Origin of the sequence: Pseudomonas sp. IT-P44 (genome assembly GCF_949768225.1) — a bacterium.
In the GTDB taxonomy this organism is placed as follows: domain Bacteria; phylum Pseudomonadota; class Gammaproteobacteria; order Pseudomonadales; family Pseudomonadaceae; genus Aquipseudomonas; species Aquipseudomonas migulae.
In genome coordinates, this window is sequence record NZ_CATKQM010000015.1 from 40,422 (window position 1) to 56,452 (window position 16,031).

General features: G+C 56.8%; 8 protein-coding genes. All 8 read right to left on the reverse strand.

Features of this window, described 5'->3' with window-relative positions:
- Positions 1 to 309: 309 nt before the first annotated feature.
- Positions 310 to 1,785, reverse strand: a complete 1,476-nt coding sequence (locus tag ACM6IO_RS09685; RefSeq protein WP_414911353.1) for an efflux transporter outer membrane subunit — start codon at positions 1,783 to 1,785, stop codon at positions 310 to 312.
- A complete protein-coding gene (locus ACM6IO_RS09690; protein WP_192227267.1) occupies positions 1,782 to 4,889 on the reverse strand; it encodes an efflux RND transporter permease subunit in 3,108 nt (1,035 codons plus the stop codon). The genes ACM6IO_RS09685 and ACM6IO_RS09690 overlap by 4 nt, the downstream gene beginning before the upstream one ends.
- Complete coding sequence (locus tag ACM6IO_RS09695) at positions 4,886 to 7,990, reverse strand: MdtB/MuxB family multidrug efflux RND transporter permease subunit (RefSeq protein ID WP_008030209.1); 3,105 nt, start codon at positions 7,988 to 7,990, stop codon at positions 4,886 to 4,888. Before ACM6IO_RS09695 ends, ACM6IO_RS09690 begins: the two co-directional genes overlap by 4 nt.
- Positions 7,987 to 9,303, reverse strand: coding sequence for an MdtA/MuxA family multidrug efflux RND transporter periplasmic adaptor subunit (locus ACM6IO_RS09700; RefSeq protein ID WP_414911354.1), 1,317 nt, complete (start codon positions 9,301 to 9,303; stop codon positions 7,987 to 7,989). Before ACM6IO_RS09700 ends, ACM6IO_RS09695 begins: the two co-directional genes overlap by 4 nt.
- Before the next feature lie 178 nt (positions 9,304 to 9,481).
- Positions 9,482 to 9,982 (reverse strand): thiol peroxidase, encoded by a 501-nt coding sequence (gene tpx / locus ACM6IO_RS09705; RefSeq protein WP_008030203.1) that lies wholly within the window; start codon positions 9,980 to 9,982, stop codon positions 9,482 to 9,484.
- Between the two features lie 347 nt (positions 9,983 to 10,329).
- Complete coding sequence (locus ACM6IO_RS09710) at positions 10,330 to 12,627, reverse strand: hypothetical protein (protein WP_414911355.1); 2,298 nt, start codon at positions 12,625 to 12,627, stop codon at positions 10,330 to 10,332.
- Between the two features lie 344 nt (positions 12,628 to 12,971).
- Positions 12,972 to 13,682, reverse strand: coding sequence for a hypothetical protein (locus ACM6IO_RS09715; RefSeq protein ID WP_414911356.1), 711 nt, complete (start codon positions 13,680 to 13,682; stop codon positions 12,972 to 12,974).
- Between the two features lie 205 nt (positions 13,683 to 13,887).
- Positions 13,888 to 15,846: a hypothetical protein gene (locus ACM6IO_RS09720; protein WP_414911357.1), complete on the reverse strand. Its 1,959-nt coding sequence runs from the start codon at positions 15,844 to 15,846 to the stop codon at positions 13,888 to 13,890.
- Positions 15,847 to 16,031: the final 185 nt, after the last annotated feature.

Here is a 16,031-nt window from a genome sequence, read left to right on the forward strand (position 1 = left end):
CCCGCCGTACTGCTTCCGTTCTCGGGGGGCAAATCGGGCGATTGTACTGATTGCACAAAAGAACGCACTGAGAAAATTAGCAAAGGGCCATCAAGCCGATGAAACGCTTGTTTGAACGCCCACAATACCTCTGAAACGTTACTACCGAGCCCCAACTCCCCCGCTCTCCTGTAGGAGCTGTCGAGTGAAACGAGGCGGCGATTCTTTCAGGCAATGAAGATCTGGAGCAAGATCAAAAATCGCCGCCTCGTTTCACTCGACAGCTCCTACAGGGATACGGGGGAATACGGGAATACGGGAATACGGGGGTCAGTTGTTGAGTTCGAGCTGGCCGTCCCATCCGCCGCCCAGCGCCGCAATCAATTGCACGCTGGCGATCAGCCGGCTCTGCAACAAGTCCAGCATGTTGCGTTCATTGTTCAGCGCCGTGGCCTGCACCACGACCACATCCAGGTAAGCAATCAACCCGGCCTTGTACTGGTTCTGGGTCAGGCGCAGGGATTCACGTGCCGCGTCCAGTGCCTGTTGACGCACGGCGGACTCGTCTTCCAGGACCTTGAGCTGCACCAGGTAGTTTTCCACCTCGCGGATACCGTCGAGCACTGTCTGACGGTACTTGGCCACGGTTTCGTCATAGGCCGCTTCGCTGCGGTCGACTTCCGCCGAACGCTGACCGCCGTCGAACAGGGTCATTGCCAATTGCGGGCCGACCGACCAGAAGCGGTTCGGCACACTGATCCAGTTCGAAGAGGTGCTGCTGCTGTAACCACCGTTCAAACTCAACGTCAGGTCCGGGTAATAAGCGGCCTTGGCCACGCCGATGTTGGCGTTGGCCGCCATCACCGAGCGCTCGGCGGAGGCGATGTCCGGGCGACGTTCGAGCAATTGCGAAGGCAGGTTCAGCGGCACGTCGGGCAGCAACGGGATGTCCGTGGTTTCTGCGAGGCTGAACTCAGCGGGCGGCAGCCCGATCAGTACGGCGATAGCGTTCTCGAACTGGGCGCGCTGCCAGATCAGATCGACCAACTCGGCCTCGGTGCTCTTGAGCTGAGTGGTGGCCTGTGCCACCGCGTCCTTGCCGGAAACACCGGCGCGGTACTGGTTTTCGGTCATTTTAAGCGAGCGCTGATAGGCCTCGACCGTCGCTTGCAGCAGCCGCCTTTGCTCATCGATCACGCGCAATTGCAGGTAGTTCTGTACCAGCTCCGACTGCTGACTCAAACGCATCGCCGCCAGATCGGCAAAACTTGCCTCGGCGTTGGCAGTGTCGGCCTCAAGGCCCCGGCGCAGTTTGCCCCAGACGTCGGCCTCCCAACTGACCCCGGCCTGTGCCGTGTAGGTGTTGCGAATACCGCTGGAGGAACTGCTCAGGCTCGAACTGCTGCTGCCGGTGCCCTGACTGGAACGGTTTTTCCCGACGGTCAGGTCCACCGTCGGGAAGAAAGCGCCGCGGGCACTGCGCACCAGGGCCTGGGCTTGACGGTACTGGGCTTCGGACTGGGCGACGGTCTGGTTGGCGCTGTTGAGTTTGTCGATCAGGCCGTTGAGCTGTTGATCGCCATACAGCTCCCACCAGGCGCCGCGGGCCAGGGAATCGCTCGGGTTGGCCTGACGCCAACCGGCCGCCTCCTTGTACTGCACCGGCGCGGCGGCCGTCGGGCGCTGGTAATCCGGGCCGATGGCGCAGGCACTGAGCAGCGCCACGCACAGCGACAGGCTCAACAAACGCGAGCCTCGGGCCGTGATCAGCGGTGCAGACAGGTTGATAAGCGAACGGTCAGTCATAGCGGAGTTTCCAGAGCAGCATCAGTACGCACCCCACGCCATTTATTGAAACGATGGCGCAGTTTGTCGAGATAGAGGTAAACCACCGGGGTGGTGTAAAGGGTCAGCACCTGACTGAAGATCAGCCCGCCGATGATGGTCAGGCCCAGCGGCTGGCGCATTTCCGCACCTTCGGCACGGCTCAGCAGCAGCGGCAACGCTCCGAGGATCGCCGCCAGCGTGGTCATCAGGATCGGACGCAGACGTTGCAGGCACGCGCTGCGAATCGACTCCAGCGGTTCCAGGCCCTTTTGCCGCTCCAGTTGCAGCGCGAGGTCGATCATCAGAATGGCGTTCTTCTTCACCACCCCGATCAGCAAAAACAGGCCGAGCAACGAGATCAGGCTGAACTCGCCGCCCAATGCATAGATCGACAACAACGCGCCGACCCCGGCCGACGGCAAGGTCGAGAGAATGGTCAGCGGATGAATGTAGCTTTCATACAACACGCCCAGCACCAGATACACCGCCACCAGCGCGCCAAGAATCATCCAGGGCTGGCTCTTTTGCGTGGCGGCAAAGGCATCGGCTGTACCGGCCATTTTCACGATGACGTCTTCCGGCATACCGAGCTTGGCAATCGCCCGTTCGATGGCCGCACTGCCCTGCTCCACGGTCACGCCTTCGGCCATGTCGAAGGAAATGCTTTCGGAGGCGAACTGGCCTTCGTGGCTGACGCGGTCATCTTCCAGGCTGTTTTCGTAATGGGCGATGGTCGACAGCGGAATCCGCGCGCCGTCGGCGGTGATCACCTGGACCTGCTTGAGGGTGATCGGGTCCTGGGCGTACTTCGGATTGACCTCCATCACCACCTGATATTGGTTGAGGCTGTCGTAAATCGTCGAAATCTGCCGCTGACTGTAGGCGTTGTTCAACACGGCGGTGACCATGTCCATATCGACGCCCAGGCGCTTGGCCTGATCGCGATCGACGATCAAGGTCACTTGTTGCGCGCCGCGTCCTTCACGGGCGTCAATCGCGGTCAGTTCCGGCAACGCTTTGAGCGCGGTGACGACTTTCGGGTACCACTGGCGCAATTCGCCAAGGTCGGCGCTTTGCAGGATGTAGGAATACTGCGAACTGGTCTGTTCACGACCACCGCCAAACTGCAGGTCCTGATCCGCCATCAGCATCAACTGTGCGCCGGGAACCTTGGGCATTTCCTTGCGCAGGCGTTCGATGACTTTTTGCGCGGACACGCCCCGTTCCTTGATCGGCTTCAGACGCACCAGCATGAAGGCGTTGTTGGTGCCGTTAGTGCCACCGATGAAGCCGGCGACGCTTTCCACTGCCTCATCTTTCAACACGGCACGGCGGAAGATTTCCATTTTCGGCTGCATCACGCTGAACGACAGACCATCGTCGCCACGCACGAAACCGATCAGCTGACCGGTGTCTTGCTGAGGCAAAAATGTTTTAGGAACAACAACATACAGCGCAATATTAACGCCAACTGTCACGATCAAACTGAGCAACGTCAGACGGCGGTGACGCAGCACCCAGTCAAGGCTGGTGGCGTATTTGCCGACCATCCACTCATTGGCGCGCTGGCTCCAGCGCTGCAAACGGTTTTCCTGACCCGGCGTATGTGGCTTGAGCCAACGGGCGCACAGCATCGGTGTCAGCGTCAGCGAGACCACCAGCGACACCACGATGGACGCCGCCAGCGTGATGGAGAACTCACGGAACAGGCTTTCGATGATCCCGCCCATAAACAGGATCGAGAGGAACACCGCCACCAGCGACACGTTCATCGACAGCAGCGTAAAGCCGACTTCCTGTGCCCCGAGGTAAGCGGCCTTCATCGGCGGCACGCCTTCGTCGATGTGCCGGGAAATGTTCTCCAGCACCACGATGGCGTCGTCCACCACCAGCCCGGTGGCCAAAATCAATGCCATCAGCGACAGGTTGTTAAGCGAGAACCCGTAGAGGTACATCACCGCGAAGGTGCCGACCAGCGACACCGGCACCGCGAGGGTCGGAATCAGCGAAGCGCGGAAGTTACCGAGGAACAGGAACACCACCAGAATCACCAGCGCCACGGCAATCAGCAGGGTCATTTCCGCTTCGTGCAGGGTCGCCTTGATTACCGGCGAGCGGTCCATGGCCAGGTTCAGTTTGACGCTGGCTGGCAGCACGGCTTGCAGTGCCGGGAGCTGGGCCTTGATCTCGTTGACGGTCTCGATGATGTTGGCGCCGGCCTGGCGGTTGATCACCAGCAGCACTGCCGCGTCGTCGTTGAAGAAACCGCTGTTGTAGCGGTCTTCGACGCCGTCGCTGACCTTGGCCACATCCTTCAGGCGCAATGCTGCACCGCCGTTGTAGTGGATGATCAGCGACTCGTAGTCCTTGGCCTTTTCCAGTTGATCGTTGGCCTGAACCTGCCACAAGCGCTGGCCGTCCTCGACCGAGCCCTTGGGCCGGCGCACGTTGGCGTTGGCGATGGTGTTGCGCACATCGTCCAGCGCCACGCCGTACTGGTTGAGCGCCTGCGGTTCGAGTTCGATACGCACCGCCGGCAAAGAGCTGCCGCCGATCTGTACTTCGCCCACGCCTTGCACCTGGGACAGGCTCTGGGACAGGATCGTCGAGGCCAAATCGTAGAGTTGGCCCTTTTCCAAAACGTCCGAGGTCAGCGACAGCACCATGATTGGTGCCTGGGACGGGTTGACCTTCTTGTAGGTCGGCATGCTGCGCATCCCGCTCGGCAGCAGGTTGCGCGAGGCGTTGATCGCCGCTTGCACTTCCCGCGCTGCGCCGTTGATGTCGCGGTCGAGGTCGAATTGCAGAATGACCCGGGTCGAGCCCTGGCTGGATCGGCTGCTCATGGTGTTGACCCCGGCAATGGCGCCGAAGGAACGTTCGAGCGGCGTGGCCACGGTCGAGGCCATTACCTCCGGGCTCGCGCCGGGCAGACTGGCCTGGACCACGATCACCGGGAAGTCCATTTGCGGCAACGGCGACACAGGCAGCAAACCGAAGCTCACCCCGCCCAGCAGCATGATCGCCAGGCTCAGCAACATGGTGGCGACCGGGCGCTTGATGAAAGGTCCGGAGAGGTTCATGGCTGCTCGACCACTTCCACGGACTCGGACTTGCGGCCCCAACGACGACCGAGGCGGTCGAAGTACAGGTAGATAACAGGCGTGGTGAACAGCGTCAGCACCTGACTCACCAACAAGCCACCGACCATCACCAGACCCAACGGCTGACGCAACTCAGCGCCAGAACCGGTGGCGAGCATCAACGGCACCGCGCCGAACAACGCCGCGAGCGTGGTCATTAGAATCGGCCGGAACCGCAGCAGCGCGGCTTGATAGATCGCCGTTTCCGGGTCCATGCCCTGATTGCGCTCAGCATCGAGGGCGAAGTCGATCATCATGATCGCGTTCTTCTTCACGATACCGATCAGCAGGATGATGCCGATGATCGCGATCATCCCCAGGTCATTGCCACTCAACAGCAACGCCAGCAAGGCGCCGACCGCCGCCGAGGGCAAGGTCGAGAGGATGGTGATCGGGTGGATGTAGCTCTCGTAGAGCACGCCGAGCACGATGTACATGGTCACCACCGCCGCCAGAATCAGCAGCAAGGTGCTCGACAGCGAAGCCTGGAACGCCTCGGCCGCGCCCTGGAACTGGGTCTGCACGCCAATCGGCATGCCGATGTCCTTTTGCACTTGCTCGATGATTTGCACCGCATGCCCCAGCGCCACGCCAGGTGCGAGGTTGAACGACATCATCACCGCCGGGAACTGGCCGATGTGGGTGATCGCCAGTTGCGCCTGACGCTCTTCGATGTGCGCCAGGCTGGACAGGCGCACTTGCCCGCCATCGGTGGTCTTGACGTGAATCTGGTTCAGCGCATCCGGGCCGATTTTCTCGCCGGACTGCGACTGCAGGACCACGCGATACTGGCTGGCCTGGGTGTAAATGGTCGAAATCTGCCGTTGGCCGAAGGCGTCGTACAGCGCGTCGGTGATATTCGACACCGATACCCCGACCCGCGACGCGGCATCGCGGTCGATCACCAGATAAACCTGCAGGCCTTTGTCCTGAAGGTCGCTGGCGACGTCGGTCAGTTCCGGCCGTTGGGCCAAAGCCTCGACCAATCGACTGCTCCACAGGCTGAGCAGCTCGGAATCCGGCGACGACATACTGAACTGGTACTGCGTGCGGCTGACCCGGTCCTCGATGGTCAGGTCTTGCACCGGCTGCATGAACAGACGGATACCGACCAGTTTGTCGAGTTCCGGTTGCAGGCGGGCAATCACCTCGGTGGCGCTCAAGTCGCGATTGCTGTGTGATTTGAGGTTGATCAGCAGGCGACCGCTGTTCAATGTCGAGTTATCGCCGTCGACGCCAATATAGGACGACAGGCTTTCGACGGCCGGATCCGCGAGGATCACCTTCGCCAGTTCCTGCTGCCGCTCGCTCATCGCCGCAAAGGAAATTGACTGCGGCGCCTCGGAAATCCCCTGAATCACCCCGGTGTCCTGCACCGGGAAGAAGCCCTTCGGCACCACCATGTAAAGGAACACAGTCAGCGCCAGAGTGCCGATGGCCACCAGCAACGTCAGCGGTTGATGCTTGAGAACCCACTTTAACTTGCGCCCGTAAGCCGCGATCATCCAATCAATTGCTTCGCCGCTGGCCCGGTAAAAACGGCCCTGCTCTTCTTCCTTGGGTTCGCGCTTGAGCAACCGCGCGCACATCATCGGTGTCAGGGTCAACGACACGACCAGGGAAATCAGGATCGCCACCGCCAGGGTGATGGCAAATTCGCGGAACAAGCGCCCTACCACGTCGGCCATGAACAGCAGCGGAATCAGTACCGCGATCAGCGACAGCGTCAGGGAAATCAGGGTAAAGCCAATCTGCTTGGCACCCTTGAGCGCCGCGTTCAACGGGCTGTCGCCCTCTTCGATGAACCGGGAAATGTTCTCCAGCATGACGATCGCATCGTCCACCACGAAACCGGTGGCGATGGTCAGTGCCATCAGGGTCAGGTTGTTCACCGAGAAACCGGCGAGGTACATCACGCCGAAGGTGCCGATGAGCGACAGCGGAACGGCCACCGATGGAATGATTGTGGCGCTGGCCCGGCGCAGAAACAGGAACGTCACCATCACCACCAACGCGATGGCGATCAGCAGCTCGTGTTGCACGTCGGTGACCGATGCGCGGATGGTCTGGGTGCGGTCGGTCAGTACGGTGACCTCGAGACCGGCCGGCAGGTTGTCGGTGATGCTCGGCAGCAAGGCCTTGATCCGGTCGACCACCTCGATGACGTTGGCACCCGGCTGGCGCTGAATGTTCAGCAATACAGCCTGATTTTCATTGGCCCATGCCGCCAGGCGTTCGTTCTCCGCGCCATCAACGATTTCCGCTACGTCCTTGAGCCGCAATGGCGCGCCGTTGGTGTAGGCCAGGATCAGGTTGGCGTAATCCTTGGGCGAAGTCAGTTGATCGTTTGCATCGAGCATCGAGACTCGGGTCGGGCCGTCGAAATTGCCCTTTGGCTGGTTGACGTTGGAGGCACCGATCAGGGTGCGCACGTCCGACAGGTTCAGGCCGTTGGCCGCCAGGGCTTCAGGGTTGACCTTGATCCGCACCGCCTGACGCTGACCGCCGGCAATGCTGACCATGCCGACGCCGCTGATCTGGGCGATTTTCTGCGCCATGCGCGTATCGACCAAGTCATTGAGCTTGGGCAACAGCATGGTTTTAGAGGTGATCGCCAGGGTCAGCACCGGGGTGTCCGCCGGGTTGACCTTGTTGTACACCGGCGGCGCCGGCAGGTCCTTGGGCAGCAGATTGGTCGCGGCGTTGATCGCGGCTTGCACCTGCTGCTCGGCGACGTCCATGTTGATGTCGAGGCTGAACCGCAGGGTCAGCACCGAAGCGCCGCCGGAGCTGGTCGAAGCCATTTGAGTGAGACCCGGCATCTGCCCGAACTGACGTTCGAGCGGCGCGGTGACGGCACTGGTCATGACGTCCGGGCTGGCGCCGGGATAGAGGGTCATCACGCGAATGGTCGGGTAATCGACCTGCGGTAACGCCGACACTGGCAACAGCCGATAGGCGATCACACCGGCCAGAATAATGGCCAGCATGCTCAGGGTCGTGGCGACCGGGCGAAGGATGAACAGCCGCGAGATGTTCATGCGCCGCCCTTTTTCGCCTTGTCGGTGGTCGCCGGCTCAGTCGCGTCGGCCGCCGATTTGCCTTGCAGATGCCCGGTCGGGGTGGTCGGCACATCCTTGGTGTCGTTGACCACTTCCACTTCGCTGCCTTCCTTCAGGCGGTCGGTGCCTTCCAGGACGACACGATCGCCGGCGGCCAGGCCTTCGGTAATCACGGTGTTGTCACCGTCGCTGGCGCCGACTTTCAACTGGCGGATCGTGACTTTCTTGTCGCCATCCATCGCATAGACGAAGGTGCCATTGGTGCCGAATTGAATCGCTGCCGACGGCGCGAGTACCACGCCCTTGAGGGTGTCGGCCAGGAGGTGGACGTTGACGAACTGATTGGGGAACAGCGCCTGATCACGGTTTTCGTAGCGCGCCTTGAATTTCAAAGTGCCGGTGGTGACGTCGATCTGGTTGTCGAGGCTTTGCAATACACCGGTGGCCTGTATTTGGGTATCGCCACGGTTCCACGCTTCGGCGGGCAACCTGGCGCCGCTGCGATAGCGGGCCAGCACTACGTCGAGGCTGTTTTCCGGCAAGGTGAACGCCACGCTGATCGGTTGGGTCTGGGTGATGATCGCCAGCGCCGTGGTGTCGTTGGCCGCCACCAGGTTGCCGACGTCGAGCTGACGCAGGCCCACACGCCCGGTGATCGGCGCACGGATCTTGGTGAATTCGAGATTGAGCTTGGCGTCGTTGACCGCTGCCTGATTGGTCTTGACCGTGCCTTGGTACTGGCCGACCAGCGCTTCGGCGGTGTCCAGGGTCTGCTTGGCGATGCTGTCTTCGCGGTACAGGTTGCGATAACGCTCGACATCGACCTGCGCGTTTTTCAGTTGCGCCTGATTCTGCAGCAAGGTGCCTTCGGCCTGTAGCAAGGCGTTCTGGTAAGGGCGCGGATCGATTTCCGCCAGCAAGTCACCGGCCTTGACCATCTGCCCTTCTTCGAACGATACCTTGATCAGCTCGCCGCCCACCCGGCTGCGCACATTAATGGTGTTCAGCGCCGTTACGGTGCCCAACGCCTTGTAATACAGCGGGAAGTCACCCTTGACCGCCGGAGCCACACGCACCGGCACTGGCCCGGTCGCCCCACCGAAACCCGGACGCATGCCACCCGAACGGCCTGTGTGCCCGGCCACGGCTTTTTGTCCGTTGCCTTCTTTTGGCGCAGCACTGCCAGGCCAGAACTTCCAGCACAGGCCAGCGATGACCAACAGGACAAGCAGGCCGAACAGCCAGCGACGAGGACTACGGGGAGCAGAGGATTGCATTGAATGATCAACCATTGGGCGCGTGGGCTTTTTCTACGGGAGGCTGAACGATAAGCACTGGCGGGGATTTAGCAAAGCGCCTTTACCGGCAATTTACCTTCGGCTTACGTAACAGGAGAATTATCTAAGACACTGAAGCACAAATGAAAACGGCCTGGACAGGGCCAGGCCGTTAACAATTGTAAAAGCTGAGTTATTTCAGAACGGCAAGTGCCGCTTCGTAGTTCGGTTCTTCAGCGATTTCCTTGACCAGCTCGCTGTGCAGCACGTTGTCGTTCTCGTCCAGTACCACAACGGCACGGGCGGTCAGGCCTTTTAGCGGGCCATCGGCAATCGCAACGCCGTAGTTCTCGATGAACTCGGCACCGCGAAGGGTCGACAGGTTCTGTACGTTTTCCAGGCCTTCGGCACCGCAGAAACGGGCCTGGGCGAACGGCAGATCAGCAGAGATGCACAGCACCACAGTGTTGGCGACGTCATTGGCCTGGGCGTTGAACTTGCGCACCGACGTGGCGCAGGTCGGCGTGTCGACGCTTGGGAAGATGTTCAGCACTTTGCGCTTGCCGGCGAAGCTCGCCAGGGTCACGTCGGACAGATTGCCGGCAACCAGGGAAAAGGCTGGCGCCTTGGAACCGGCTTGTGGCAGTTGGCCGTTGACTTGAACCGGGTTGCCTTTGAGAGTGACTTGAGCCATGAACGGAGTCCTTCTGAACGTTGATGTGGAGAATTCGACGAGGCAGAAGTTAAGCATGGATTGCGCTGATGGCCTATGGGTGGATACAAATCGTGATAAGCCGGGTAGGAGCAAGCTTGCTCACGATAGCGGTAGAACCTTCAACGAGTAAGGGCGACTCATCACTGGAAGTCGGATCGCCGCACCGCGGCTCCTGCAACATGTTGCGATACCATGCCTTGAAAACAAATCGAGTACGCCGGCAAAGATTGGGATGGTTTGCAGTGCATCGGTAAAAGCGCCCACGAGCTATGCTTGGCAAACCAGCGCATAGCTCGTGGACAACCCTGCAAACTAAACATCAGCATCTAATCAAGCTTCTCCACACCACTAACATCGCTATATAAATCTTCCACTAGAATATCGATAAAATCTGTATAATCGGCATAATCATTGAAGTCAGCAAACTTAAAGGCAAATCGGCTAGTACCAGCATACCTGTTCGCGCTCATGTCGAGTCTTAATATTTTCCCCGGACCAACGGTATAGGCAAGAGGTAATCCGGGCTCAACGAGCATCATCCCGTCTAGTTTTTTAGCTTGTATTACACGCTCCACCGCCGAACCCGAAAATCCCACAAGAAATATATGCTGCCCCCAATTACGTACTCTTGCAGATCCAACCCCATCAACCAACTCAATGGATTTTCCAGCCATTGAGTACCAAATATCAATCTGCCTACAATCAATATATAATGAGCCACTCTGAAAAGGATAAGATACTTCAAGCCTGAACAGCCCTTCGCCTGAACTAACGCAACCAACTTCCCATTCACGACCGAGTGTTTCAGAACCAAAGGCCGGAGTACTTTTTATAGTGCCCGGGGGGATCCCACTTACAATTTCACACTTCATCATTAATGGAAGCTTGTCGATCGGACTTGTTGATTTTGCCACTAACTGGATTTTTCTGGTCTTTTTCCTTAGGAAAGCAACTCCATTAGCAGTAATATTTTGGCCATCAATTTTGATGTCAGCCTCGTCAGCCAAGTTATTTGATAGCAATATACACTCTGGCAATTTAATTGGCGTAGTCATGCCCTCGCCAACCAACTCGAACTGGAACGTGCCGCTCTTGTCTGCGGGGCCGGTGATGTTCCAGCGGTGTTCTGGGGTGTAGGTGTCGAGGGCGGGTTCGCAAGTAAACTCTTCGGCCCGCAGCCCTTCCCCTTTGATCCATCGCAACTTCAGAGGTAGACGGCCCAGTGGACTGCCCGATTTGGCGACCACTGTCAGTGTTTGTGCCTCACCCCGGAAGAAGACCTGCCCTTCTGCCGGGATTTCCACGCCGCCGATCCGCACTTCGGCTTCATCATTCAGATCAGTCGACAACAAGGTATTGAGTGCCAGCGTGATTGGCACAGCAATGCCCTGGCACGTGAATATCAGCTGGAAAGTACCACTGTTGTTAGATCCGATTAAGTTCCAGCGATGATCCAAAGTGGGAACGCCAAATGCGGGAGCGGACCTCAAATCTGCTTGAACAAGACCGCTGGTGATCACGCAAGTCAGCGTCACAGCGAGGCCGTCTATCGCCGAACTGCCCTCTTTGGGCACCAACGTAAAAAAGCGGGGCTGGCTGCGGAAGAATAAGTTGACGTCCGACGTGACAGGTTTGCCGTCAATCCGAACTTCCACTTCATCAGCGAGATCGCCTGCAAGCACTCGACAGTCGTGCTCCCAGGGCTGTGTCACGTTCCGGCTATAGAAGACAATCCTGACTCGACCACTCTTCTCCTCGTTCGAGGTGACGGTCCATTCGAACTCTAAGGTTTCCGGATCCGGGTCGTGCCACACATCGCTTGAAGGTAAGGCATCAATGTCCAGCCCTTCGTCATCAATCAACTCCAGTCTGAGTGTTTTTGCGATTTTCGGATCAACTTTCACGGTCACTTCATTCGCTTGCCCACGACGCAATAGAACCGGTGAACGCCACTCCACGCGTACACCGTTGACTTTCAGCTCCGCGTCTTTCCAAGGGCTCTCGGCGTACACCTTGATTTCAAAATCGTGTTCGACCGTGGTGTCGTTATAGGGGTTAAACACCTTGGCCGTAATCGACTGGTCGCCTTCCGTTACGAAGGTGTGACTGAACTTGCTCCAGCCCAGATCGTTGGTTTTTTTCGGTCCTGCGGGTTCGCCACCCACGAACCACTGAACCTCGATATCTTTGAGTACTTTTTGGGTGTAGGCAGACACTACCTGGACCTCGGCGGTGACTTCTTCATCTATCAGTGGCGCACCGATCGGATTACGTTTGCCCAGGAATTCACGCAGGTAATGCCCCAACTTCACCGGAATACTGTAGGGCTCGGCGGTGAACTCGGTCTGTATCCGGCAATCGAAGGCGAGCTCTTCGCCGTCGTCCGGGCAATTGACCTTCCACTCACATCCCTGCTCCGAAAACGTCTGGTACTCGCCAGACGCGGGGACACTCTGGAACGGAAGGGTTTGCCCGCCAGCGGGATTTACACTGACGCCGTGTCCGACCCACGGACTGCTGGCTTCGCCGACTACGGTGAGCTTATGCCCGCGTCCGCCTGAAGCCCCATAACAAAAATAGACGGGAGAAGTTTCGGAAGCTCCGATTTTAAGGTTCGAGGTCATGACGCGTATCCGATAGTTGGAAGTGGACAAAAAACTGGCCACTCGACTATCGAGAAAATAGCAACGGCGGGCACTGTCAGAAATGACAGTTGATAAGATCCATTTACAATAAAAAGACCTCCTAGCGCTTCGCTTTGGAAATAAGAGCAACCCACTTATACAAGCATCAGTACGCTGATCGCGGATGAGCGGAGATTTTAGATGATGACCATGCACTCTGCGCCAAATCTTAACTAGTCCGACGCATACGTGAGCTAGCCATCCAACTACGGAGCAAACAGAAAAAACGGAAGTCAACACATCAACTCCCGCTCAAAATACGTCAATAAAAAAGATATATAAAATTATCGACCAATTTTTTCTATGTTAACCAACCCCATTTCACCGCTCTCACAAACAAAAGCGACAGGAATAGCCCCCAACGGTGCTGCCCGCTTAAGCCTTATGTTTCGCTTGCTTCTACCTGCCCCACCAAGTTCGGTCAACCGCATCCCCACAAAAGTAATTTCCTTGGGCGGCGCGGTGTTTTTTTCAGCGCCCGGATCTTCGAACACATCCATCCATTCGCTTACCCCATAATAGCTACCTACCACATCATCTCCTGCATGACCGAGTGGATGTACCGCAATCTCATGAATAATACTCTCCTCCATCAATACTGGCAGAAAATCTCCGTGATCAAGTCCGCGATCAGTAAATGTCGCCCACGGACGATACATAGAAACAAAAATACTTATTCCACCCGAAGCATCAGATGCAACTTTCACACCTTCATCTCCATATGCTTGAATGATGCGCCCCGCCCCCTTTAGAACATCTCCCTCAAAACTGTGAGACTTGAATTCGATTAAGTTATTGACACCAAACCCATCACTACTTACACGACTATCGAATTCGACCACCACCTCAACCTCTTCTCCATTGCCAGGAATTAACACATGGCCATAAGAGCTTCCCGCCTTAGAATTTCCATTTTTCATACGAACACTAGTACGACCACTAAAGGGTCGATCAAACTGATGCAGACTATTAGCATAATCGAGTTTTTCTGACATTTTATTTACTCTATTTACCAGTTAATATTACCCACAGAGCACTCTGCAGGTATTCGCTCACACCCTAGTCATCCACATCATTTTGGACACTATCATCGGTAGGTTTCACGGCCCAAAAACAGGACCTGCGACTAGCTGTTTTCAGCTTGCGGAAATGCTCCTACAAATCCTTATTTCTACCATGTCATTCAAGCCAACTTTAAAGCTAGACAATTTCAATTGGAACTTTCAAAACACCAAAATCTTTAACCTGCACATCCATATCAACCTTCCGACCTACGCCCCCCCCAGTATCCCTGGCCCGTATGGTCTTCTTCGCCCCCCCTGCCGCAGGCGAACCAATCTCCTCAAATTTGTCAGAAGGAGGTAACAACTCGATAGTAGTCCCCTGTTCTACAACGCCGACAAACTTGCACTTCCAGCCCACAAAAACGCTGTCTTCAGTTTTCGGCCTAATAGAAAGTTCGTAGTTTTTATTGAATTTAAGCAATAACGAATCCGCACCATGGTTCACGCCGTCACACCAGATACTCAGTCCGCTGGAAGGCAGCCCCCTGAAGTACCTGAACGTCCAGGACTCTGTAACCGCGCCACCGTAGTCCAGACACAACTGATGGCGCTTGAGCCACGCGGAATTATCCACGCCGTTGATTTCGACAACAGTTGAAGCCGCCATTACAAACGGGGCAGGTAACACGACAGAAGGATTAGCGTCTCCTTTCCACTTAAATGCGACTGTTCTGCCTATGAGTGGGCTTGAAAGGGCCAGAGTCATGGTCAAGCGAGCGGATTGTTTTGTAAGACTCAAGCCATCTCCCTTCAAATCAACCGGAGAAGCAACTTCACCAGACTGTGTGATCATCAGGTCGACTTCGTCTTCCAGGTCAGGTGACAGCAATGGACACGCTGGTAATTCAGTTGGCGCTTTCAAGCCAATCATAAGTAGCTTGAGCTGGAATATACCGCTCTTGTCCGCCGGACCGACGATGCTCCAATTGTAGTCTGCAGTGTCAGCATCGAAAGCAGGTTCACAAATAAAGTCTTTCGCCTTCAGTCCGGATGATCCCGTAACCCATTGCAACATCACAGGGAAAGGGCCGAGTGGGCTTCCTGGTTTGGCAACCACTGTCAGCGTTTGTGCCTCACCCCGGACGAACGCCCACCCTCCTGGCGGAATTTCCACGCCCCCGATCAGGATGATGGCTTCATCAGCGAGATTGTCTGAAAGCACCCGACAGTCGTGCTCCCAAGGCTGGCCCACTTCCAGACTATAGAAGACAATCCTGACTCGACCACTCTTCTCCTCGTTCGAGGTGACGATCCATTCGAACTCTCCGGTACCCGGATTCGGGCCCTGCCACACATCGCTTGAAGGTAAGGCATCAATGTCCAGCCCTTCCTCATCAAACAATTCCAACCTGAGTGTTTCTGCGATCGCCGGCTCCACTTTCACGGTCACTTCATTCGCTTGCCCACGACGCAATAGAACGGGTGAACGCCACGTCACGGGTACACCGTTGACTTTCAGCTCCGCGTTTTCCCAAGGACTATCGGCATATACCTTGAGTGCAAAACTGTGCTCGGCCCACGTGTCGTTATAGGGGTTAAACACCTTGGCCGTAATCAACTGGTCGCCGTCCGTTACGAAGGTGTGACTGAACTTGCTCCAGCCCAGATCGCTGGTGTTTTTTGGGCCTGCGGGTTGATCACCGACGAACCACTGAACCTCGATATCTTTCAGTATTTTTTGGGTGTAGGCAGACACTACCTGGACCTCGGCAGTGACTTCTTCACCGATCATTGGCGCGCTGATCGGATTGCGTTTTCCCAGGAATTCACGCAGGTAATGCCCTAATTCGAAAGATATTGGATAAGGCGCTGCGGTGAACTCGCTTTGTAACTGACCTGCGAAACTGACTGTTTCTCCATCATCCGGGCAGGAGATCGTCCAGTCTCCTCCATCCACTGGAAATGGTTGGTATAGACCTATCGCAGGGATAGTCGAAACAGGGAATGTTCCGAGCGCATTTAAACTGATGCTTTGCCCAACCCATGGACTGTCCGCCTGCCCTACAAATGTCAACCTATGGCTGCGAGCATCCTTGGCACCAAAGCAAAGATACACAACAGAATCTATCGTTTCGATTTTAAGGTTCGAGGTCATGACGCGTTACCGATAGTTGGAAGTGGACAAAAAACTGGCCATTCGACTATCGAGAAAAAAAGCAGCGGCGGGCACTGACAGAAATGACAGTTGATAAGATCCATTCACAATAAATGTTCGAAAAATACCGTTGTCTTGGAATAAGGGCTTGAGCCGCGTTGTTCCGATGACGCGCGATACTTCGG